Source organism: Streptomyces sp. NPDC044002 (genome assembly GCF_056434525.1).
The window spans coordinates 20,570-44,657 of sequence record NZ_JBWKEZ010000049.1 but is presented as its reverse complement, the minus strand read 5'-3'; the positions used below and the strand labels follow the sequence as shown (position 1 = coordinate 44,657).

At 72.0% G+C, this 24,088-nt stretch carries 13 protein-coding genes; all 13 read right to left on the bottom strand.

The features are described from left to right. Positions 1 to 112: 112 nt before the first annotated feature. A complete protein-coding gene (locus AC07A6_RS29615) occupies positions 113 to 364 on the bottom strand; it encodes an acyl carrier protein (RefSeq protein ID WP_362458990.1) in 252 nt (83 codons plus the stop codon). After that, entirely contained in the window at positions 364 to 1,260 is an 897-nt protein-coding gene (locus AC07A6_RS29610; protein WP_362458987.1) for a 3-hydroxyacyl-CoA dehydrogenase family protein, read from the bottom strand. Before AC07A6_RS29610 ends, AC07A6_RS29615 begins: the two co-directional genes overlap by 1 nt. Beyond that, positions 1,257 to 2,483, bottom strand: coding sequence for a class-II aminoacyl-tRNA synthetase family protein (locus AC07A6_RS29605; RefSeq protein ID WP_478779177.1), 1,227 nt, complete (start codon positions 2,481 to 2,483; stop codon positions 1,257 to 1,259). The genes AC07A6_RS29610 and AC07A6_RS29605 overlap by 4 nt, the downstream gene beginning before the upstream one ends. 14 nt (positions 2,484 to 2,497) lie before the next feature. Further along, a complete protein-coding gene (locus tag AC07A6_RS29600) occupies positions 2,498 to 3,655 on the bottom strand; it encodes an acyl-CoA dehydrogenase family protein (protein WP_362458981.1) in 1,158 nt (385 codons plus the stop codon). Between the two features lie 49 nt (positions 3,656 to 3,704). Continuing rightward, positions 3,705 to 4,667 (bottom strand): 3-oxoacyl-[acyl-carrier-protein] synthase III C-terminal domain-containing protein, encoded by a 963-nt coding sequence (locus tag AC07A6_RS29595; RefSeq protein ID WP_478779176.1) that lies wholly within the window; start codon positions 4,665 to 4,667, stop codon positions 3,705 to 3,707. Then, entirely contained in the window at positions 4,664 to 5,914 is a 1,251-nt protein-coding gene (locus AC07A6_RS29590; protein ID WP_478779175.1) for a cytochrome P450, read from the bottom strand. The genes AC07A6_RS29595 and AC07A6_RS29590 overlap by 4 nt, the downstream gene beginning before the upstream one ends. Before the next feature lie 26 nt (positions 5,915 to 5,940). Further along, on the bottom strand, positions 5,941 to 6,768 hold the full coding sequence (locus AC07A6_RS29585; RefSeq protein WP_362458972.1) for an ABC transporter permease: 828 nt from the start codon (positions 6,766 to 6,768) through the stop codon (positions 5,941 to 5,943). Next, positions 6,765 to 18,530 carry an amino acid adenylation domain-containing protein gene (locus AC07A6_RS29580; RefSeq protein ID WP_478779174.1) on the bottom strand — a complete coding sequence of 3,922 codons (11,766 nt, stop codon included), beginning with the start codon at positions 18,528 to 18,530 and terminating at the stop codon, positions 6,765 to 6,767. The genes AC07A6_RS29585 and AC07A6_RS29580 overlap by 4 nt, the downstream gene beginning before the upstream one ends. A 234-nt stretch (positions 18,531 to 18,764) precedes the next feature. Continuing rightward, positions 18,765 to 19,472: a DsbA family protein gene (locus AC07A6_RS29575; RefSeq protein WP_478779173.1), complete on the bottom strand. Its 708-nt coding sequence runs from the start codon at positions 19,470 to 19,472 to the stop codon at positions 18,765 to 18,767. A gap of 59 nt (positions 19,473 to 19,531) precedes the next feature. After that, positions 19,532 to 20,278 (bottom strand): 3-oxoacyl-ACP reductase FabG, encoded by a 747-nt coding sequence (fabG, locus tag AC07A6_RS29570; protein ID WP_386270971.1) that lies wholly within the window; start codon positions 20,276 to 20,278, stop codon positions 19,532 to 19,534. A 2-nt stretch (positions 20,279 to 20,280) separates the two neighbouring features. Beyond that, positions 20,281 to 21,381: a beta-ketoacyl synthase N-terminal-like domain-containing protein gene (locus tag AC07A6_RS29565; RefSeq protein WP_478779172.1), complete on the bottom strand. Its 1,101-nt coding sequence runs from the start codon at positions 21,379 to 21,381 to the stop codon at positions 20,281 to 20,283. Further along, positions 21,381 to 22,613, bottom strand: a complete 1,233-nt coding sequence (locus AC07A6_RS29560; protein WP_362458957.1) for a beta-ketoacyl-[acyl-carrier-protein] synthase family protein — start codon at positions 22,611 to 22,613, stop codon at positions 21,381 to 21,383. Before AC07A6_RS29560 ends, AC07A6_RS29565 begins: the two co-directional genes overlap by 1 nt. A 55-nt stretch (positions 22,614 to 22,668) precedes the next feature. After that, positions 22,669 to 24,015, bottom strand: coding sequence for a LysR family transcriptional regulator (locus AC07A6_RS29555; protein WP_478779190.1), 1,347 nt, complete (start codon positions 24,013 to 24,015; stop codon positions 22,669 to 22,671). Between the last annotated feature and the right edge of the window lie 73 nt (positions 24,016 to 24,088).

The window sequence follows — 24,088 nt, the reverse complement described above, 5'->3', positions numbered from 1 at the left end:
TTTCCTCCCCTTCTCCCCCCCCCCCCCCCCCACACCCCCCCCCCCCCCCCCCACCCCCCCCCCCCCCCCCCCCCCCGCTGACACAGCCCTGACCGCTGCCTGAAACGGGGTGTTACACGGGGGCCGTCGTCCGGCGGTCCTCGACGAAACGCACCACGTCGTTCACCGTGCGGAAGTTCTCGATGTCGAGGTCGGCGGGCTGCACCGAGATCCCGAAGGTGCGCTCCACCCACATCACGAGCTGCACCGCGAACAGCGAGCTGACGCTGCCGGTCGCGAAGATGTCATGGTCGTCGGTGAGTTCGGTGTCCCGCACGTGCTCGGCGATGAAGCCGCGGACGGTCTTGATGAGGTCGTCTGACATCAGGCACCTGCCTTGTTCCCGGCGCTGGCCGGTTCGTAGGGGTAGAACCCGTGGCCGCTCTTGCGGCCGAGCCGGCCGGCGGCGACCAGCTTGCGCAACAGCGGCGCCGGGGCGAACTTGGGGTCGTTGAAGTTGTCCAGGAGGACCTCCAACGAGTACATGACGGTGTCGAGGCCGATCAGATCCGCCGTCTCCAGCGGCCCCATCTGGTGGCCCAGGCACTGCCGGAAGAGCCGGTCGATGTCGCCGGCCTGCGCGACGTTGTCCTGGAGCAGGAGGATCGCCTCGTTCACGCTGAGCATGGCGACGCGATTGGTGACGAAGCCGGACGAGTCCTCGACCACCACGATGTCCTGTCCGATGGCCCGGAACAGTCCGCGGGTCAGCTCGATCGTCTCCGAGGAGGTGTGGAACCCCCGGATCACCTCGACCAGCTTCTTCAGCGGCACCGGGTTCATCAGGTGGGTGCCGACGACCCGGTCCTGGCGGCCGGTGACCGATGCCATCCTGGTGATGGGGATGGCGGAGGTGTTCACGCCGAAGACGCAGTGATCCGGTGCCACGGCGTCCATCTCCCGGTAGAGCTTCTCCTTGACGTCCCAGTTCTCGGTCACGTTCTCGACGACGAAGTCGGCGTCGGCGAGGCCGTCGAGACCGGTGCGGAACTCGATGCGGGAGAGGATCTCGTCCGGGGTGCTGGTGCTCAGCTTGCGGTCGATCATCCCGTACAGCCTGGCGTTCTGCGCGATCAGGCCGCGGGCGCGGTCCAGAGCCGCGTCGGTGGTGTCCACGAGGACGACCTCCAGCCCGGCCGCCGCGAAGGCGTGGGCACCGCCGATGCCCATCGTGCCGGCGCCCAGTACCCCTACGCGCCGGATCTGGGTGGTCTCGGTCATCGCGTTCCCCTGCTTGCTCGTGGTGTGTCCCGGCACCGCTCCTTCAGCGGCGCCGGCCAGTCGTCTACGTCCCAGCCGTACTGGCACAGCAGGGCGTAGGTGAGCCGCTCCAGGCCGAATCCGACGCAGGCGGAGTACACCGTCCCGCCGTCGGGGCCCTTGATCCCGAAGGCCTCTCCGAAGTGCTTCTCGTGCAGGTTGAAGGAACCGACCGAGATGCTCTCCCCGGGGCCCACGTCCAGGTGGAGTTCGTGCTTGAGCTCCAGCAGGCGCTGCGAGGAGACCTGCGCCGCCGTCGCCGCCCCGGCGAAGAACGGATCGCTCGCCACCTCGCAGCGGCCCGCCAGGTCCAGCCGCTCGACGAGTTCGGTGGCCCGTAGGCGGAACCGGTCCCGCGCCCCGCGGACGAATTCCGCGGTGCCGAGGAAGACCGTCTCGCGGATGGTGAAGTCCGCGAGCCGCTCCATGGTCTGGTGGTAGCGGGACTCGTGACGGAAGGAGCCGCCCTTGGCGGTCACCACCGTGTTCTCGTCCGGCAGCGTGTCCCCGGCGAACTGGTCGAAGGTGTGGTAGCACATCGTGGGCGGCAGGGCCCGGTCCACCGGAGCGCAGCGGTGCAGCACCCGTTCGCCGATGCCGCCCTCCCGGGCCCCGGCCTCCTCGGCGAACGCCCGGTAGGTGTCGACGTCCCCTTCGAGCCGCGCGGCGAACATCAGGTGCTGCGGGAACGACGAGAGGTAGCCGCTGCGGTGCAGCGCGCTGACCGGCAGCAGCGTCGGGTAGCGGTACTCGCGCGCCCCGAACTCCTCCTGGATGATCTCCCGCAGCAGCCCGTCGAGGGCTTCGAGCGCGGCCAGCGCGGGCGCGCCGAGCGCCACCTGCCCCGGGCCGGACTCGTGCACCACACCGTCGGCCAGCAGCCCGGCGAAGGTGTCGGTGCGCGGGGTGCGGGACGACGGCGAGCGCCACAGCACCTTCGGCTGTGTGCGCAGCTGGGGCAGGACCTCGGTGTCCACGACGTAGCGGAGCTTCTTGCCCAGGGCTTCGGCGTCGACCGGCCGGTCCGTGGTCACCACGACGGCGCCGACCGCGTCGTCGCCGGGGCCGCCGGGGACCAGCCGGAAGCCGGTGATGGATTCGGAGAGGTAGTAGACCCGACGGTGCAGCTCGTCACGGTGTGCGCCCGAGACCGGTTCGTCGAGGTCGAGTTGGTAGGAGTGCATATCGGCTCTCGTCCCTAGGCTGCCGTGGGCAGGCCCAGCAGGCCGGCGATTATGGCCCGCTGGATGTCCGAGGTACCGCCGTAGATGGTCCCGGCGAGTACGTCGCGCACCTCGCGCTCGATGCCGAGCTCTTCGGTGTAGCCGCGGGCGCCGTGGATCTGCATGGCGTCCAGCGCGGTGGTCTTCAGGCTCTCGCTGACGTAGAGCTTCAGCATGGAGGCCTCGTGCATCGCGAGCCGGCCCTCGGAGCGCAGCCAGCCGACCTTGTAGAGCATCAGCCGGGCCAGTTCCAGCCGGACCCGCATGTCGGCGATCTTGTTCGAGACGGACTGGAACGAGCCGATGGCGCGACCGAACTGGCGGCGGGTGGCGGCGTAGTCGACGCAGCGGTCCAGCAGCCGGCTCATCACGCCGACCTGGCTGGCGAACATGAACCCGCGCTCCCACTCCATGGTGGCGGTGAACAGCTGGTAGCCGGCTCCTTCGGCACCGAGCCGCTGGTCCTCGCCGAGCACGCAGTCCTCGAAGGTGATCTCGCCCATCGGGGTGCCGCGCAGGCCCGCCTTGGGGATGTCCCGGACGCTGAGCCCCGGGGTGTCGGCCGGCACGATGAAGGCGGAGACGGCGCGCTGGCGGACGTCGGTCCCGCCGGTGCGGGCGAAGACGATGAACAGGTCGGCGCGCGGCCCGTTGCTGATGAACTTCTTGGTGCCGTTCAGCAGATAGGTGTCTCCGTCACGTACCGCGGTGGTGGTGAGCGAGAGCATGTCCGATCCGGTCTCCGGCTCGGACAGGGCGTGCGCGCCCACGAGCGAGCCGTCACACAGCCGGGGCAGCCAGCGCCTGCGCTGCTCCTCGGTGCCGTGGTCGGCAATGTAGACGGCGCAGGCGAAGAGGTGGTTGTTGATCGCGAAGACCAGGCCGTTGTCGGCGCAGCCTTCGCCGAGCGCCTCGTAGGCCATGATCGCGGTCAGCGGGTCCAGCCCGGCGCCGCCGTACTCCTCGGCGATCGGCCAGCCCAGCACGCCGAAGTCGGCGCACGCCTTCCAGCCGCTCTCGTCGAAGGTGGCGTTGCGGTCGTGTTCGGCCGCCTGGCCGCCGAGTTCGTCCCGGGCGAACCGTACGACTTTCTCACGCAACGCCTGCTGCTGCGGCGTGGGGGCGAAATCCATCAGTCTTCTCCGTGGTCGGGGGTCGCGGTACGGGTCTTCACAGCGGGGCTCATACCTCCCACAAGGTCACCGCCCAGGCGGCCACCGGGCTGTTGTTGAGCACGAGCACCAGGTCGCCCTGTCCCAGTTCGCCGCTCGCGAGCAGGGCGTCCAGGTTGAGCACCACGTCCATGGCTCCCAAGTGGCCGTACTCGGCGAGGTGCTCTCCGCAGACGGGGTGTATGGGAAGGCCGAGCAGCGTGGTGTAGAAGCTGTAGGCGGCCGCGGTGACGTTCTGCATCAGCGTGGTCTTGACCCGGTCCCTGGCCACTCCGGCGTCCGCCAGCACCTGATCCACCATCGCGCCGAGCTTGCGCGAGCTGATGGTGGCGAGCTCGAAGCGGTAGCGCGACGTGTCCTGGCACACCTCGCGCCACTCGTACCAGGGTGCTTCCTTGTAGTCGACGCGGAAGAGGTCGTGGAAGCTGCCGTCGGTCTGCTGGCGGTGGGCCCGCAGAACCGGCCGGCCGCCGCGGACCATGGTCATGGCGTACGCGGCGTCGCCGACGACGGTGACCGGGAAGCGGATGCGGTCCACCCCGGTCGGCCGGCTGGCGTGGGTGATCACGACCTGTTCCCGCGAGGGGTCCGCGGCCAGCAGGTCCCGGGCCAGGGCCCAGGCGGCGCTGGAGCCGGTACAGCCCAGGCCATCGACGGTGAAGGCGAACGCGGAGGTCAGTTTGGCCTCGGACTGCACTCGGGCGACGTCCGAACCGAGCAGTACGTCCGGCGCCCGCGGCCCCACCAGCAGCAGGGAGTCGGGCTCCCCTGGGTGGGCGGCGAAGAGTTCCTGGCAGGCGCGGGCGGCGAGCGAGGCCTGCTGGGCGTCTTCGAAGACGCCGACGGTCCGCACACCGCTGTCGCGCGCGAAGTCGGCGACGGCCGGCTCCAGCATGCCGAACTCGGGAAGGTCCTCGACCGCCACCTTGGTGGTGGGCAGGAGGCAGTGGATCGCTCCGATGCCGATGCTCATGCGGCACTCCCTTCGGCGGCCGGTTCCGCGGTGAGGGCGACCGGCAGACCGCTGTATCCGTTGACGAAGTTCGAGAACAGCCGTGTGGGCGGGCCCGTCAGCCGGATGCCCGACACCTGCGTGCGCAGCGCGGCGAGCATGGCGTTCACGTGGACGCGGCCGAGGAAGGCGCCGAGGCAGAAGTGCGGCCCGTGCCCGAAGGAGACGTGCTTGTTGGGCGTACGGGCCAGGTCGAAGGCGTACGGGTCCTCGAAGACGCTCTCGTCGAAGTTCGCGGAGCTGTTCCACAGGCTGACCACGTCGCCTGCCTTGATGGTCCGGTCCCGCAGCGGTACGTCCACCAGAGCCCGGCGCCCGAAGTGCATGGCGGGGGTGGTCCAGCGCAGTACCTCTTCGGTGGCGCTGTCCAGGCCCGCCTCGCCGGACTTCAGAGCCTGCCACTGGGCGGGGTTCTCCGCCAGCGCGATGAGGCCGCCCACCGAGGACATCCGGCTGGACTCGTCGCCACCCAGGATCAGGCTGTAGCAGTTGAAGACGATCTCGTCCTCGGTCAGCAGCTCGCCGTCGACGGTGGCCGTGGCCAGCGCGCTGATCACGTCGTCGCCGGGGTGGCGGCGGCGCCTGGCGGCCAGGTCGGAGAAGTACAGGAGGATCTCGTTGCGGGCCATCCACTCCTCCATCTCACTGTCGTCGGCGCTGTGCCGGGAGAGGGTCTGGGTGTTCCACGCGACGAGCTGCTCGCGGTCCTCGCGCGGGACGTCCATGAGGTCGCCGATGGTGTTGATGGGGATGTGGTCCGCCACGTCGGTGACGAAGTCCAGCTCGCCGCGGCCGACGGCCTCGGCGACCAGCGCCCGGGTCCGCTCGTGCACGCCGGCCACGACGGGCTCCAGCACGCGCGGTGAGAAGGACTTCAGCATCAGGTTGCGGATCTCGCGGTGCCGGGCGCCGTCGGTGACGGCCAGCATCTTGCGCGAGGCGGAGTCCTCCCCCTGGAGCAGGGTCGCCAGGACGTTGCCCCGCTCGGAGGTGAACCGCTTGTTGTCGCGGTAGAGGGCGACCACGTCCTCGTACGAGGAAATCACCCAGAATCCGGGACCGCGTTCGGTGGCACGGTGCCAGAACACGGGGTCCTCCGAGCGGAACCTGCGCCACATCTCCGCGAGGTCGACATCGAGGAACGTCTGCGGATCGGTGAGGTCCACCGTCTCCAGATCGCTCGCGGGCGACCGTAGTTGGGGATTCATGTGCTGTCTTCCTCCAGGACCGCGGGTCAGGGGGCCGCGGTGCGGTAGCGGCGGAAACTCACCAGTGAGCAGAAGGCGAAGAGCAGGCCCAGCGACACCCAGACCACGACCCAGGGGTGGTCGGCCGGGAAGCTGCCGCCGGCCGTCGCGGCGGGGTTCCCCCACAGCCGGCGGCAGCAGGCGATCACGGCGCTGACCGGGTTCCACTCGGCCACCGGCCGGATCAGCGAGGGGATGTTCTGCGGGGCCAGGAAGGCGTTCGACAGGAAGGGCAGCACGATCACCACGAACGGTGTGATTACGCTGATCGTCTCCACGTTGCGCAGCGTGAGGGCGAACAGCACGCCCAGCCACAGCATGACGTAGACGAACACGGCGATCAGCGCGAAGCCCCCCACCACCGCCGCCGGCCCGGTGTGCGGCCGCCAGCCGAGCAGCAACCCGCAACCGGTGACGATGGCCAGCCCCAGCAGCCCCACCAGCAGATCGGCGAACGTGTGCCCCACCAGCACCGCGTGCCGGCTGATCGGCAGGGAGCGGAACCGGTCCGTCATCCCCCCCTGGAGGTCCAGCGCCACGGAGACCGCGGTGGGCCCCACACAGGCGAGGGCGACCTGGACCGCACCGCCGGCGAACACGTACTCCCCGTACGCGCCGCCGGCCGGCAGGTCGATGGAGTCCCGGAACAGATAGCCGAGCATGATCATGCTCACCAGCGGGCTCAGGGCCACGCCCAGCACCCGGGCGGGAGCCCTCCGCAGGTGCCGCAGCCTGCGCCCGGTCACCGCGGTGACCTCCGTGAACAGCGCGGCCACGACGCCGGGACGTGGGGCGGCCACGACGGACGTCGTCATGACAGGCCGCCTTCGTTCTCGGCATGCCAGCGGTCCAGCTCTGCGGCGATGGCCGGGCCGATCTCGGACAGCGGCCCGGGGCTCATCATCTCGTCGTGGGTACAGGCGACGCGGTGGATGTCCATCGGCCCGTCGAAGACCGGCTTCCACAGCGCGGCCTTGTCCGCGTGCTCCCCGTCGGACAGCGCGGAGTCGGAGACGAAGAGCTGCATCGGGCCGTCGTAGCGGCCGGGCGCGTAAAGGGACTTCAGCGTCTGGTGGTGGGCCATCAGGTCCACCATCCGCGCCATCCTGCGCTCTCCCATCTCCGCCAGCGGACTGCCGTCCCGGCGCAGGGTCTCGAAGATGTCCCCGACCGTCAGGTCCCGGTCCCCGAACTCGGAGCGGTGGTGGCCGATGCCCTCCAGCAGCCAGGCGAACAGCGACTGCTCCTCCCGGTCGTCGGGCACCCCGGTCCGCGGGTAGGCGTCCAGCACGGACAGCACCCCGACCTCCTCGCCGGCCGCCCGCAGCTGCACCGCCATCTCGTAGGCGATGGTTCCGCCGAACGACCAGCCGAGCAGGTGGTAGGGGCCTTCCGGCCGAACCTTCCTGATCATCTGCACGTACTCGGTGGCGATCTCCTCGATGGACTCCGGCAGCGGTGCGAAATCCACCACGCAGGGCGCCTGGATGCCGTAGATCGGATGCCCCGCGCCCAGGTACCGGGCGAGCGGCAGGTACGGCAGGCTGAACCCGACGCCGCTGTGCACGCAGAAGACGGGCGGCAGGCTGCCGGTCGGCTTGATGCTGAGCATCGCGCCGAAGGGGTCGGTCAGGTCCAGCTCCTCGGCGGAGCCGAGCACTCCGGCCATCACCTCCGCCCCGCTGCGCGGCGCGGTGTCCGCCGCCGCGTCGGCGTCGGCCCCCTCCGGGCGGCAGACCCCGGCGAGCGCGGCCACGCTCTGGTGCACGAAGACGTCGGCGATGGTGATCTCGAACCCGGCGTCGCGGGCACCGCTCACCAGCCGCAGCGACTTCATGCTGTCCATGCCGACGTCGAAGAGGTTCTGCTCGATACCGAACCGGGACAGTCCCAGCACCTCGGCGACGATGTCGTGCAGGGCCTTCTCGGTCGCGTCGCGCGGTGGAGTTCCCGCCGTGGTCTTCGCCGCCTCCGGCGCGGGCAGTGCCCCGCGGTCCACCCGCCCGTCGGCGGTCAGCGGCACCGCGGCGAGCGGCACGAACACCGATGGCACCATGTAGGCGGCGAGCGCCGCCGTCGCCGCCTTGGACAGCGCGGCCGGGTCGACGGCCGCCCCTTCGGCGGGTACGACGTAGGCGACCAGCCGGACGTCGCCCGGGCGGTCCTCCCGTGCCACGACCACCGCCCGGTCCACCGAGGGCTCGCGCGCCAGAACGGCCTCGACCTCGCCCGGGGCGATGCGGAACCCGCTGACGCGCACCTGGCCGTCGGACCGGCCCACGTGGCGCAGGCTGCCGTCCGCGTCCCACTTCACCAGGTCACCGGTGCGGAACATCCGCGACCCGGCGGGCCCGTGGGGCGCCGCCACGAAGCGCTCGGCGGTCGCCGCCGGACTGCCCGCGTAGCCCCGGGCCAGCCCGTCACCGGCCAGGTACAGCTCCCCGACCACACCGGGGCCGACCGGTCCCAGCCAGGGGTCGAGGACGTACGCCCTTACGTTGGCGATCGGCCGGCCCAGCGGCAGCGTGCCGGCCTCGGTCGCCCGTCCGGGCTCGAAGGCGGCGGCGAGAGCGCCGACCGTGGCCTCGGTCGGGCCGAACTCGGTGAGCACCCGCGCCCCGGGGTGGGCCTTGCGCCACGCCTCCAGCCGCTCGCCGGACACCGGCTCGTCCGCCAGCACCAGTTCGCCTGTCGGGGAGCAGCCGTCGGGCAGCACGTCCAGCAGTGTCAGGTGGCTCGGGGTGCCCTTGAAGAACGCGGCCCCCCCGCCGGTGACGGGGTCGTCCTCGGCCAGGTCGCCCAGGAGCACCGTGCCGCCGGTGATCAGCGGCAGGAACATCCCGGTCACCGAGATGTCGAAGGACAGCGGGGTGGTCAGCAGTGCTTCCGCGGCCGGAGCGGCGTAGGCCTCACGGGCCCAGGCCAGGTAGTTCACCACCGCCCGGTGTTCGACGACGGTGCCCCTGGGGCGGCCGCCGGTGCCGGAGGTGTAGATCACGTACGCCGGGTGTCCCGGCAGCAGCGGGACGGTCCGGTCGGCGTCGGTCAGCGGATCGGTCGGCGCGGACGTCACGGCGGGCCCGTCCAGCACGACCGGGGGCGTCCCGGCGGCCAGCATCCGCCGGGCCAGGGCCGCGGTGGTGACCACTCGTACCGGTGCGGTCTCGGCGAACATCCGCTTGATCCGCTCGATCGGCTCCTCGGCCTCGACCGGCAGGTAGGCCGCACCGGACTTGAGCACACCGAGTATCGCGACCGCCGCCTCCGGGGACCGGGGTACGGCTATCGCCACGAAGGTCTCGGGGCCGGCGCCCTCCTCGACCAGCCGACGGGCCAGCTGGTTCGAGCGGGCTTCGAGTTCCGCGTAGGTCAGCGAACCGGCACGGTCCCGAAGGGCGGTGGCGTCCGGGGTACGGGCCGCCTGAGCCGAGAACAGCTCGGGCAGGGTGACGGCCGGCACCTCCCCTGCGGTGTCGTTCCAAGAGGTGAGCACCTTGGCGCGGTCGTCCGCTCCCAGCACGTCCAGCCGGCTCAGGCGGATGTCCGGGTCCGCGGCCACAGCACGCAGCAGCCGCAGGAAGGACTCCACGACGCGCTCGGCGCCCGCCCGGGTGAACAGGTCGGTGCGGTAGCCGAGCAGGCCGCGCATCGAGCCGTCTTCGGGCCATTCCAGCAGCTGGAGGGCCAGGTCGACCTTGATCCGGCCGGACTCGACGAACTCGGGCCGCACCGTGAGGCCGGGCAGGACCAGCGGCGCGTCCCCGTTGTTCTGCAGCGTCAGCATGACCTGGAACAGGGGGTGCCGGGCCAGCGAGCGCGCCGGATTGAGGGCGTCGACCACCTGCTCGAACGGCACGTCCTGGTGCGAGTACGCGGCCAGGTCGGCCTCCCGTACCCGGGCCAGCAGCTCGGTGAACGCCGGGTCGCCGGTGGTGTCGGTGCGCAGCACCAGGGAGTTGACGAAGAACCCGACCAGGTCGCCCAGCGCGTCGTCGGTGCGCCCTGCCACCGAGGTGCCCAGCGGGATGTCGGTCCCGGCGCCGAGGCGGGTGAGCAGCGCCGCGAACGCGGCTTGGAAGATCATGAACGCGCTGGCCCCGGCGCGGCGGGCGATCGCCACCAGGGTGCCGTAGAGCTCTTCGCCCAGCTCGAACAGGATCTCGCCGCCGGAGTCTCCCGCGACCGGCGGCCGCGGGAAGTCGGCCGGCAGGGCGAGCTCTTCGGGAACACCGGCCAGCGCCCGCTTCCAGTAGTCCAGTTGGCGCGATCCGGGGCTGTCGGGATCGTCCGGGGAGCCCAGCAGCTCCCGTTCCCACACCGCGTAGTCCGCGTACTGCACCGGAAGCGGCGCCCAGTCGGGCGCCCGCCCCGCGCACCGCGCGCGGTAGGCGGTGGACAGGTCGCCCAGCAGCGGCGCCATCGACCAGCCGTCGAAGGCGATGTGGTGGAGGACCAGCAGCAGGACGTGCCGGTCCTTGCCGAGGTTGAAGAGCCGTACGCGCAGGGGCGCCTCGGTCGTCAGGTCGAAGCCCAGGTCGTACTCGTCCGCGAGGGCCGCGCCCAGGGCGTCCTCCTCCAGTGACCGGACCTTCAGCACCACGCCCGCGGCGGCCGTGTCCAGGACCCGCAGCGAGGGCCGGCCGGCGGTCTCCGGGATCACCGTGCGCAGTACCTCGTGCCGCTCCACCAGATCGCGGAGCGCGGCCTGGAGGGCGTCGGGGTTCAACCGCCCGGAGAGCCGGAAGGTCATCGGCGAGTTGTAGGTACCGGTGGACCTGCCCTCGCGACGGTTGAGGAACCACAGCCGCTGCTGGGCGAAGGACAGCGGCCGGCCGGCGTCGGCCGGCGCCGGGGCCAGCGCCGGCCGGGCCGCGTCGGCGGTGGCCAGCTGTCCGGCCAGGGCCGCCACCGTCCGCGCCTCGAACAGGGCCCGGATGGGCAGTTCGACGCCCAGCGCCGCGCGGGCCCGGCTGACCAGGCGGGTGGCCAGCAGGGAGTGTCCGCCGATGTCGAAGAAGTCGTCGTCGATCGTGACCCGGTCCAAGCCGAGGACGTCCGCGAACAGCCCGCAGAGGATCTCCTCCGCCGGGTTGCGCGGCTCCCGCCCCTGGAGCCTGGCGTGCAGCTCCGGCTCGGGCAGCGCCTTGCGGTCCAGTTTGCCCTGGGGCGTGAGCGGCAGCTCCGGGAGCGCCACGATCGCCGAAGGCACCATGTAGTCGGGCAGCGCCTCGGCGATCTGCTCACGCAGACCGTCGGCGACGGCGTTCTCGTCCGTCAGGACCACGTACGCCACCAGCCGCCGGTCCCCTCCGGCATCCTCTCGCACGGTGACCGCGGCCTGGGCCACGCCCTCCTGAGCCAGCAGCGCCGAGGCGATCTCACCGAGCTCGATGCGGAAGCCGCGCAGCTGCACCTGGTCGTCGGCGCGCCCGAGATAGTCGAGCTCGCCGTTCTCCAGCCACCTCACCAGGTCGCCCGTGCGGTACATCCGCGTGCCGGGGGTCCCGTACGGGTCGGCCACGAACCGCTGGGCGGTGAGATCCGGGCGGCCCAGGTATCCCCGGGCCAGGCCGCCGGCCACGTACAGCTCGCCGATGACGCCGACCCCGGTAGGAGCCAGGTCGCGGTCCAGTACGTAGACCCGGTGCGCGGAGGTCGGGCGGCCGATGGGCGGTCGGCCGGGCCTGGCCAGCGGGCCGCTGACCGTGGAGCTGACCACGGCCTCGGTGGGTCCGTACCCGTTGTACAGCCGCACCTGCGAGGCCCAGCGCTCGACGGTCTCGGCGGGCACGGCCTCGCCGGCCACCGCCAGGCGCAGGTCGGCGGGGAGCGTGCTGCCCTCGGGCAGGCCGTTCACCACCACCGGCGGCAGGCCGGCCAGGTTGACCCGGGCGCTGTTGATGAGGTCGACCAGCGGCCGGCCCGGCGTGCGGCACTCCTCATCGGCGATCACCAGCGTGCCGCCCGTGAGGAGCGCCAGCATGATCTCCCAGACCGAAGCGTCGAAGCTGAACGAGGCGAACTGCAGCACCCTGGTGTCGCTGTCCAGGCCGAAGCGCTCCACCAGGCTCGCGACCATCGCCAGCAGCCCGGTGTGCTCCACCACGACGCCCTTGGGCCGGCCGGTGGAGCCGGAGGTGTAGATGACGTAGGCCGCGTCGTGGACGCTCAGCGGTGAGTGGCGTTCGGCGTCGGTGACGTCGTGTGCCGGGTACCGCGCCAGCGTCGCGGCGGTGTCGTCCGCGTCGACGGCGATGACGGCCGTCTCCCCGGCGGGCAGCCGCCCCAGGACCTCTTCGTTGGTCAGCAGGGCCACCGAGCGGGCATCGTCCAGCATGTACCCGATCCGGTCCTCGGGGTACGCGGAGTCGACCGGGAGGTAGGCCGCACCGGCCTTGAGTACCGCGAGGGCGGCCACCACCATCGTGGCCGAGCGGGGCAGCGCCACGGCGACGACGTGCTCGGGGCCGACCCCGCGGTCGATCAGCAGCCGGGCCAGCCGGTTGGCGCGGGCGTTGAGGTCCGCGTAGCCGACCTCGACGTCGCCCTCCACGACCGCGGTCCGCTCGGGCGTCCGCGCGGCGTGCTCCTCGAAGACCTCGACGGCCGGTCGCGGCGCGCCGGGCACCGGGCTGCCGGCCCAGTCCTCGAGTATCCGCCGGCGTTCACCGTCGCCCAGCGCGTCCACCGTCGCCAGCCGCGCGCCCGGGGCGGCGACCAGGGCTTCCAGGACGTGTACGAAGCGCCCGACCACAGCCTCGACCTGCGGGGCGTCGAAGACATCGGGACGGTACTGCGCCTCCAGACGCATGCGCTCGCCAGGGAACACCCCGAGCGCCAAGGGGTATTCGGCGATCACCCGGGCCTGCCAGTGCAGCATGGACAGCCCGGGGATGTGCTCGCCGATCCGGTCCAGCACGCCCGTCGGGTAGTTGTGGAAGCTCACCACCGTGTCGAAGAGCTCGCCGATGCCGGCGCCCTGCTGCACCTCGGCCAGGCCCAGGTGCTGGTGCGGTTCGAGGGCGAGCCAGCGGGACTGGAGGTCGACCAGCATCTCCTCGAAGGTCGTCTCCGGAGCGAGGGTCACCCGCACCGGCAGCGTGTGCATGAACGAGCCGACCATCTGCTCCACGCCCGGCAGGTCGGCGGGGCGCCCGGAGGCGACCGCGCCGAAGGTGACGTCCCGGCGTCCGGTCAGGCGGCCGAGGGCCACCGCCCAGGCGCCCTGCGCGATGGTGTTCATCGTCAGACCCCGGGCGTGGGCCCAGGCGGTCAGCGCGCCGGTCAGCTGCTCCGGCAGGTCCACCGCCCAGGTCTGAGGCAGGGTCTCGACCCGGGGGCGGTCGGCGGGGCCGAGGCGGGTGGGCTCGTCCACACCGGCCAGTTCCCGCTGCCAGGCCGCCCGAGCGGCCTCCTTGTCCTGCGCCCCGGACCACTCCAGGTAGCCCCGTACGGAGGCCACCGGCGGCAGCACCGAAGCGTCCGCGCCGTTGGACCACAGGGTGACGAGCTCCTGCGCCAGCACGGCGGACAAGGACCAGCCGTCGACGAGGATGTGGTGGGCGGTCCACACCACGCGGTGGCGCTCCGGGCCCAGTTCGTAGACGGTGAAGCGGGTCAGCGGCGGCTGGGCCACGTCAAAGCGGCGCAGCCACTCCTCGTCGGTGAGCCGGACCGCTTCGGCTTCCCGGCGGTCCTCCGGGAAGCCGGTCAGGTCGACGTCGTTCCAGGGCAGTTCGACGGCGCCCGGGATCAGCTGCACGGGGTCGCCGGCGTCCCGGTCCCGGAAGCCGGCCCGCAGGGCGTCGTTGCGAACCAGCAGGGCGGCCACCGCGGCGCGCAGCGCGGCCTTGTCCAGCGGTCCGGCGATGTCCATGAGGACCTGGAGGGTGTAGGCGTCCATACCGTGCCGGTCGAACTCGGCCTGGAACAGCAGGCCGCGCTGGAGCGGGGACAGCGGCAGGATGTCCGTCAGTCCTTCGACCTCCCGCTCGTACCTCTCGATCTCCTGCTGGCCGACGGTGACCAGGGGGAACTCGGACGGCGTGCGGCCGCCCGCGCCGGGGCGGCGGGCGTGCTCGGCCAGGTCGCCCAGAGCCCGGAACCAGCCCTCGGCGATCTCCCGGACGTCGTCCTCCGCCAGGAGCCCGCCGGCGTACGTCCAGGTCGCCGAAAGCACCGGCCCCTCGGGGCGGTCCTCGGTCACCGCGACGATCTCGACCGGGTAGCGCAGCGGGGTGCCGGGGTGCGCGCTCTCGCCGGAGGCCGCGGCGTCCATCTCCCAGTCGGCCCCCGTGCCGGCGGGGAACCGCCCCAGGTAGTTGAAGCCGATCTGCGGAACGTCATACCGGGCGAGGACCCGGGCGGACTGCGGGTTCAGGTGGCGCAGCAGGCCGTAGCCGATGCCGTGGCCGGGCACCGCGCGCAGCTGCTCCTTGATCCGCTTGAGGGCGGTGCCGCAGCCCGGTCCGCCGTCCCGCACCTGGTTCCGGTCGAGTTCGCCGAGGTCGAGGGAGACGGGGAAGACGCTCGTGAACCATCCGACGGTGCGCGAGAGGTCCTGCTCCCCGGTGACGGCCTGGCGGCCGTGGCCCTCCAGCTCGATCAGCGTCGCGGTGGCGGGGACGCCCCGCGCGCGGCGCCAGTCGGTGACGGCCAGGGCGAGGCCGGTCAGCAGGACCTCGTTGACCTCGGCGTGGAAGGCGGTCGGCACCGTGGTGAGCACCTCGGCGGTCCGCTCGGTCGACAGGGTGATCCGCACCGTGCCGGCCTCGGCACGCGTGTCCCGGGCCGGGTCCAGCGGCCGTCCGCCGAGCAGGGGGTCGGCCTCGGCCGGCCGGTCGTTCCACACGGGCAGCTCGCCCACCACGCGGCTGGTCCGGGCCTGCTCCGAGAGCGCCTTGGCCCAGCCGCGGAAGGACGTGGCTACGGGGTCGAGGCGCACCTCGCCACCAGCGGCCACCGCGCTCCACGCGGCTTCGAGGTCGGGCAGCAGGATGCGCCAGGACACCCCGTCGACGGCCAGGTGGTGGATGACGATCAGCAGCCTGCCCGGCCGGTCGGCGCCCTCGTCGAGGAGCACGGCCTGCACCATCAGGCCGTCCTCGGGCCGGAGCCGGGAGCGGGCAGCGGCCACTTCGGCGGGCAGCCGGTCGTCTTCGGCCCCGGAGACGTCGACCCGGCTGACCATGTCGGCCGCACGCACGGCTCCCGGGGGGAGCGTTTCCAGGGACCACAGTCCGGGTGCGGGCGCCACCAGGCGCATCCGCAGCGTGTCGTGGGTGTCGACCAGGGCCTGCAGGGCCGTCCCGAGCCGTTCAGGATCGGTGCCCGCCGGCACCGCGACCGTCACGTACTGGCTGAACTCGCGTACCGCCTCGGGCAGGTGGCCGAGTTCCTCGCGCAGCTGGTCCACGACGGGCGTGAGCTCGACCTCCCCCACCCCGTCCCGCGCGGCCGCCGGCGCCGCGTCCTCGGCCGGCTGCGCGGCCGCCGCGATGGCCGCGGGCGTGCGGTGCAGGAAGACGTCGCGCGAGGTGATGACCAGTCCGGCCTTTCGGGCCCGGCTGACCACCTGGATGGAGCTGATGCTGTCGCCGCCCAGGGCGAAGAAGCTGTCGTCCGGGCCGACCGAGGCCAGCCCGAGCACCTCGGCCAACACCCGGCTGATGATTTCCTCCGCGGGGCTGCGGGGTGCCGTGGACTCGACGGCCGCCACCGCGAAGTCGGGAACGGGCAGGGCCTTGCGGTCCACCTTCCCGTGCGCGGTCAGCGGCAGCCGGTCGAGGGGGGTCAGGGCAGCGGGGACCATGTACCCGGGCAGTACCCGGCCCAGCCCCTCACGGACCGCGGCGGGGTCCAGCGGGCCCCGTTCCGGGACGAAGTAGCCGATCAGGCGCTTGTGCCCGGCCTGGTCTGCGCTCGCGGTCACCACGGCGTCGCCGACGCCCGGCAGGCCGCGCAGGGCCGTCTCGATCTCGCCCAGCTCGATCCGGTGCCCCCGGATCTTGACCTGGTGGTCGCGGCGCTCGATGAAGTCCAGCTGCCCGTCGGCGCGCAGCACCACCCGGTCGCCGGTGCGGTACATGCGGGAACCGCCGCCCACGAACGGGTCCGGGACGAAGGTGGTGGCCGTACGGCGCGGATCGGCGAGGTAGCCGCGGCCGACCCCGGCACCGCCGATGAAGAGCTCGCCGGGCACCCCCTGCGGCACCGGCCGCAGTTCGTCGCCCAGGACGTACAGCAGGGTGTTGCGCAGCGGCCGGCCGATGGGCACGAACACGCCGTCCAGGACGTCCCCGTGACGGACGTAGGCGTGCGTGACGTCGTCCGAGCACTCGGTCGGCCCGTACATGTTCACCAGCGGGATCGCCGGGTAGCGGGCGAACCAGCGGTCGCACAGCTCGGGCGCGAGTGCCTCGCCGTTGGAGATCATCCAGCGCAAGGCGGGCAGCCGCGGCGCGCTGCCCGTGGTGTCCCAGGCGTCGAGGGTGGCGCGCAGCAGGGACGGGACCACCTCCAGCACGGTCAGCCCCTCGGCGCCGATGGTCCCGAACAGTGCATCCGGGTCGGCCGCCGTGTCCGGACTCACCACGCGCACGCGCCCGCCGACCAGCAGCGTGGTCAGCGTCTGCCACACGGTGATATCGAAGGTGACGGGGGCGTTGTGCACCAGGCTGTCGGCCCTGGTCAGCGCGAGTTCCTCGACCTTGGCCAGCAGGTGGTTGATCATCCCGCCGCGCTGCACCATGGCACCCTTGGGGCGGCCCGTGGAGCCGGAGGTGAAGATGACGTACGCCAGGTCCTTCGGTCCGCCGGCTACCGGCGCCAGGGCGCTCTGCGCGTCCTCGGCGTCGTCCAGCACCAGCAGGGGGATCTCCCGCCCGGTCCCGGCGGCCAGCCGTTCGGCCAGCTCGCGGCTGGTGGCGTCGGCCACGAGGCAGGCCGCACCACTGTCGGACAGCAGCGCGGACAGCCGGGCGTCCGGGGACCGGGGGTCGAGGGGCAGGAAGGCGCGCCCGGCGCCGAGCACACCCAGCTCCGTGACGACGAAGTCCCGCCCGGGCTCGGCCAGGACGGCCACCAGGCCCGCCCCTTCCAGCCGCCGGGAGAGCGCGCTCGCGCGGCCGGTCAGCTGGGCGTACGTCAGACTGCCGGCGTCGTCGGTCACCGCGACCGCGTCGGGCCGCTCGGCCGCCCGGGCCCGCACCCGCTCCACCACGCCGAGGTACGGTTCGGCCCGCTCCGGACCGGTGAGCACCTGTGCGAGCCGCTCGCCCTCTTCGGACGTCAGCAGCTCCACCGCACCGAGCCGGTCCTCGGCGCCGGCCGCCACGAAGCGGCCGAGATAGGTGATGAAACGCTCGAGGTGTCCGCGGACCTCCGCGCGGTGGTAGCGGCTTTCGTTGGCGCTGAGGTCGACACCGATCCCGGCCGCGCCCTTGTCGGCGACGGTGAACTCCAGATCGTCCACGAGCCCGGTGGACGGGCTGTGCAGAACCGCCTCGCACGGCCCGATCGACAGCTTCTCGATCTGCGGCATCATGTTGAGGAACGGCCCGAACGGGCGCCGGTCGTCGCTGGCCAGGCCCATGCCGCGGCGGATCCTGCTGACCCGGAAGCGCTGGTGCTTGAGTGCTCCGGATATTTCCTTGTACGCGGCGGACAACAGCCCGCCGCGGGTCGTCTCCGGGCGGATCCGCAGCCGCAGCGGCACGTAGTTGACGACCATGCCGGGGATGTTCTGCATGGTGCCGCCGACCCGTGCGGTGACGGGCAGCGACAGCAGGACGTCCTCCGCGCCGGTCATCCGCTGCGTGTACGCGCCGAGCGCGGCCGTCAGCACGGTCTGCCAGGTCACCCGGGCGTCCCAGGCCACCGCGCGCAGCCGCTCGGCGAGCTCGTCGGTGAGGACGGTCTCCTCGCGCAGGAAGGACTGGGCCGGCTCGGCGTCGCGGCGGGCCAGGGTCACCAGCTCCGGGGAGTCGGCGAAGTGCTCCTGCCAGTAGGCCCGGTCCCGCTCGTGGCGCGGCGAGGCGGCGTAGGCCGCCTCGGCCTCGATCAGCGTGCTCAGCGGGGCGAACCGGCCCTCGTCGAGCGGGGTGCCGGCGCTCATCGCCTCATAGATCGCAGCCAGCCGCTGCCAGTAGATGACGTAGCTGAAGCCGTCGGAGACCAGGTGGTGGTTGAGGAGGCAGAACACAGTGCGGTCTTCGGCGAGCGTGAACACGCTCAGCCGGAACAGGGGTGCCCGCCCACCCACCGTGAACGCCACCTTCAGGTCGGCCGCGATGGCCTCGCGGGCCGCCGCCACCGGGTCGTGCGCACCGCGCACGTCGGTCGTCGTCAGCGGCAGCTCGGCCAGTTCCTCGACGACCTGGCGGGGCTCGCCGTCCACTTCGAAGAAGCGGAGCCGCAGACACTCCGACTCCTCGGCGAGCCGGGCCAGGGCCGCCGCGAACCTCTCCGGGTCCAACGGGCCCTTGATGTCCCAGTAAATGGCGGTGTTGTACGTGGCTCCGCCACCGGTGAGCTTCTCGTCGAACCAGATGTCCTTCTGGCCAGCGGTGAGCGGCAAGCCAGCCGTCGGAACACGAGTCATTGCAATCCCCTCGGAAAAGTCACCAGGTACATGCCGCCAGGCCGGCCTCATCGCGTGAGCACCGCTCGAAGTCCACGGGCATGGGGGCCGCTCACACGCACTGCCCCTCGCCGGCTGTCCGGGGCGGCAGGGGCAGCGTCGTGCTTCATGCTGTCCGGGTGCGCTGACAGCGCACTGACCGAGAACTGACGGTCGCCGAGGGCGGCCTGGTCAGCCGCAGCCGCCCGCGTGCCCGTCGTCCGCGGATCGGCCGATGCCCACGGCGCCGGCCGACGCGACGGGGGGTGGAACGGACGCCGGCGCTTCGGCGCGCAGGTGCTCCACGAAGGCGTCGAGGCGGTCCAGGCCCCAGTAACGGGTGTAGCCCCGGACGAAGAAGGGCACCCCGAAGACCCCGTCCTTGCAGACGTCCATCAGCACGTCCACGCCCTGGGCCCGCAGTTCCGGGTCGGACTCGGCCGTGGAGAGCGTCTGCGGGGCGATGCCCAGTGCGAGGCCGATGTCCGCGATGGTCCCGGGGTCGCAGATGTTGCGGCCTTCGCCGAACCTGGCCCGGTAGACGGCGGCGATGTAGTCGTGGCCTCGCCCCTCACGTGCCGCCACCAAGTACCCCAGGTGCGGGACCTCCCACACCGGGTCCTTGTCCACCGGCCAGTTGACTGTGATCCCGCGGGCCTTGGTGATCCGGCCGATGTCCTGGAGCACGTACCTGTTCTTCTCCCGTGACATCTCCGAGTACGGGAACCGGCCACCGCGCTCCTGGAGCATCCGGGAGCTCTCCTCGTCCGGTTCGAAGAACGGCAGCCACTCCAATCGCTCCACCAGATCGGGATGGCGGTCCATCAGTTCCCGGTAGGCGAGCCACGAGTACGGGCTGCGCAGTGAGAAGTAGAACCGCGGCGTCTTGTTCTTGGGCATGCTGCCCTTCCCCTCCGATTCACGGATACTGCGGGGCGTGCCTCCGGGGCCGCCCCGGCTCACACGACGAGGCCGCCGTCGACGCCGACGACCTGGCCGGTGATGTAGGCGGCGCGGTCGGAGACCAGGAAGGACACGAGGTCGGCCACCTCCTCGGGCCGACCGAAGCGGCCGAGCGGGATCCGCTCGGTCATCTTCCGCACGTGGTCGTCCGCGAGCCCGGAGAGCATGTCGGTGTCGACGAACCCGGGGGCCACGGCGTTGGCGCGCACGCCGTACTTCCCGGCCTCCTTGGCCAGCGCCTTGGTGAAGCCGATGATCCCGGCCTTGGAGGCCGAGTAGTTGGTCTGCGTCGCGTTGCCGTACACCCCCGCGACGGACGACATCGTCACCACAGTGCCCGCCCGGCGCTTCATCATCGAGAAGACGGCGGCCTTGCACAGGTGGTAGGTGCCGTCCAGGTTGGTGCGCAGCACCGCGTCCCAGTCGCCCTCGGACAGCATCACCAGCGGGTTGTCGCGGACGATGCCCGCGCAGGAGACCACGGCGTGCAGCGGGCCGAGCTCCTTCTCGGTGGCCCGGACGAAGTCCCGTACCGCTCCCGCGTCGGCGACGTCGGTGCAGGCGGTGAAGACCTCGGCGCCCTCCTTGCGCGCCTCTTCGGCGGCCAGCAGCGCGGCGTCCTTGTCGGACCGGTAGCAGAACGCGACGTCGAAGCCGTCCCGCGCGAGCCGGGTCACCACGTGCCGCCCGATGCCGCGGGAGCCCCCGGTCACCAGTGCAACCCTGCGTGCGGTCGTCTCCACGCTCATCCCTCCTCGCCCGCGGGGGCGGCGAGCAGCGCGCACCCCGCTGTTCCGTCCCGGTCGACCGCCGTGACCAGCGCAAGCCCTCCGGATGCGGTCTCCTCGTCCTCGAGTGCCGCCAGTACCGCCGCGAGCTGGAAGCTCGACGCGGCCGCCGAGGTGTCCCCCAGCAGCGCCCGGGTGCCCAGCCACCGGGGCCGGACCGGTCCCAGCACCTCGCCGACCGCCTGCTCCTCGACGCCGGCCAGCACCCCGCCGGTCTCCACCGGGGCCACCAGCCGGATGTCCTCGACCCGGGCGCCCACCTGCTTCAGGGCGTCGCGCACGCACTCGGCCAGCGCCCCGGGGGCCTGGTCCGGGGCGCCGAACGCACGGAAGCGGGTGGTCAGCAGCCGGGCCCGGGCCCGGCGTCCGGCGTCCCGCGCGTCCTCGGCGGTCTCCAGCAGGAAGACCGCGCCGCCCTCGCCGAGCGGGGACTCCCGGTCCGCCCCGTCCCGGCCGTGCCATTCCAGCCAGGCCCGCTGGACGGAGTACTCCTCGGCCGCCCCGCACAGGACCCTGGCGCAGTGCCCGCCCCGGTGCAGCCGGGCGGCGTAGCTCAGCGCGGTCAGGCCCGTGAGGCGACCGCCGGCGATGGTGGTGTTGGGGCCCTTGATGCCGTGCCAGATGGCGCTCTGCCCGGCGGCCCGGTTCATCACCGTGTTGGGGAAGCGGGCCGGGTCGACGTGGTAGGGCCGTTCTCCGGCGAGCGAGTCACGGGTGAAGTCCATGATGCTCTGGACGCTGCCCGAGCCGGTGCCCAGTACCAGCCCGGTCTCCTCGGGCCGGTCGGTCAGTCCGGGGCCCCCGTCGGCCAGCAGCCGGCCGACCGCCGTCACCGCGATGGCAGTGACCCGGTCCATGGTCCGGGTGCCCTTCTTGCCCAAGTGCTCGGCCGCGCTGAAGTCCGGGACGAGCGCCCCTTCGGCGAACGGGCCGGGGTACACCTCCCGGTCCAGCCCGGCGATCGCGCTGCGGCCGGCGCGCACTCCCTCGCGGAACGGGTCGCTGCCCACGCCGAACGGGGACACCGCTGACCAGGTGGAGAAGACCAGTGCGGACATCAGGCAGCCTCCCGGTGCCGTCCCAGGACGAGCACGGCGTTGTTGCCCGCGAAGGCGAGCGCGTTGTTCTGCACCACGGAGAGCTGGGCCGGCCGCGCCTCGTTGGGTACGCAGTCCAGCCCGCAGTCCGGGTCGGTCTCGCGGTGGTTGATCGTGGGCGGGATGAACCCCTCGGCGATGGCCAGCGCACAGGCGGCCGAACCCAGGGCGCTCGCCGCCCCCATGCTGTGCCCGACCATGGACTTGATGGAGACGGTGGGCGGCGGCACGTCGAAGACCTGCCGGATGGCGCCGGCCTCCGTCACGTCGTTCGCCTGGGTGCCGGTGCCGTGTGCCGAAATGAAGTCGACGTCCCGGGCCGTGATCCCGGCGTTGCGGTGGGCCAGCGCCATGCACCGGGCGAGACTGTCCTGGTCCGGGGCGACGGGGTGGTGGGCATCGCAGTTGAGCCCGTACCCCAGGACCTCGGCGTAGATGCGGGCGCCGCGGGCGCGGGCGGACTCCAGGCTCTCCATCATCAGGATGCCGGCGCCCTCACCGGTGAGGATGCCCTTGCGGTCCCGGTCGAAGGGCTGGCACACCTCCGGTGCGATGGTGCCCAGCCGGTAGAAGCCGGCGAAGGTCTTGTGGCACACCGCGTCGGCCCCGCCGCACAGCGCCACGTCGACGTCACCGGAGCGGATCGCGTCGTAGCCGCTGCCGATCGCGTAGTTGCCGGCCGCGCATGCGGTGGGGATGGTCAGAGCCTCCACGTCGACCAGCCCGAGCTCGCGGACGATGCTGGAGGACAGCCGGCTGGCGTGCGCCCGGCGGACGATCTGCCGGGAGAGCTGTTCGGGCCCCCGGTCGAGCTGCTCGCCGGCGAGTACGTCGAGGTCCCGCGACTCCGCGTCGGTGGTGCCGACCGACACCATGGACCGTCGGCCCCGCAGCTCCTCCAAGCCGAAACCCGCGTCGGCGACCGCCATGTTGGCCGCCGCCACGGAGAACTGTGTGGCCCGGCCGAGTTCGTCCGGGTCGATGGCGCGAATCCAGTCCGCGGGCCGGAAATCGGTCACCTCGCACCCCTGGGAGTGCGCGAAGCCGGTGGTGTCAAAGGCCGTGATGGGCTTGGCCCCGCTGCGGCCGGCGCGCAGGCCGGCCAGGAACTCCTCGACCCCGAGCCCGATGCTGGTGACCAGGCCCAGCCCCGTGATGACCACCTGGCGCGGCCGCTGTTCGTTGTCGTACACCCTGTGCTCCAGTCCTCCACGCCCGGCCGGGTACACCCGGTCCGGACAGCGCGGGCTACTTGGCGGCCACGGCCTCGTTGACGACGGCGAGCACGGCGTCGAGGTTGACCATGCGGGCCAGTTCGCTCTGGTCGATGTCGACGCCGAAGGTGCGTTCGAGGGTGGAGAGGATTTCGATGGCCCCCATCGAGTCAGCCTCGTGGTCCTCCTTGAACCGACTGGTGTCAGTCATCTCGGCAGGCTCGATCTCGAGGATGTCGCAGATGATGTCCTTGATCTGGGCGCGGCGCTCGGCGCTCGTGGCTGCAGTAGTCATGCGCACGATGCTCAGACATCGGCCTGACAGCTGGCTGACCGCCAGCTGACGGGGTGCGGGGGTGCCTTCGGGCGGAGTCGGCACCGACTGGGGAGCCGTCGTCGGCGGGGGTGACGGCTGGGGGGCCCTCGGCAGGAACTGTCCCAGCTCGCGGAATTGCTCGGGGTGGTCGACCATCCAGGACCAGTAGCGCGGGATGGTGCGCGCGTACACGCAGTAGTAGCGGCGCACGCTGTCCAGCAGCTTCCGCAGGACCTTCGGGCTGATCGCCTCGGACCGCCACACCAACAGCAGTTCACAGGTACGGGCGTCGGCGACCGGCACCAGGCGCACGTGCTCGGTGGCTCCAGTGGGGGTGGTCAGCGCGGCCATCCCGGCGTCCCGGACCCAGCTCATCGCCTCGTGGTGCCCGCGCACCAGGTGCACCGAAGCGGGAGGATCGTCGAAGAGGTCGGCGAACGCCGTCTCCTCCGTGTCGTGGAACCAGTGGCCGCGCGCGTAGCGGACCCAGTCCAGGGCCCGGGCCTGCTCGGAGCCGACCGGTTCCTCCCCGGCCAGCCAGTGGTCCTTGGGCAGCGCGATCCATACCGGCTCTCGCACCACGACGGCCGTGCTGAGCTGCCCCCTTCCGGCCTCGCTCTCCGGTCCGGCCAGCACGTTGGGCACGAGCGCCAGGGCGAGCCGCCCCTCCCTGACCGCGTCCATCGCGTCGGCCGGGTCCACCGTCTCGGTCTGCACGTCGGTGTTCGGCAGCGATTCCGCGATCGCCTCCCGCAGGGCCGGCGTCGTCCACTCGACATTCCCGATGCGCAGGGTGTCCGTGGCCTGTGAGGCCACCTCGGCGAGGATCGCGTCACCCCGCTGGGCGAGATCGACGAGCATCGGGATCAGCCGTTCGCCGAGCGGAGTGGGTACCACTCCGAGGTGCGAGCGGACGAAAATGTCCCCGCCTAACTCTTTTTCGATACGTCGCAGTTGGGTGGAGAGACCGGGTTGCGGAAGGTTGAGCCGGGCAGCGGCCTTGGATATACTCCGGGCAGTCGCGATGGCTGCAACGAGTCGTGCATGCCTTAACTCGACATCCATCTCAAGCACGGCCCCCTGGCTCCGGGGCACACCGTTCTCCCGCACGTGCCCTACAGCGGGGCGCACATAACGT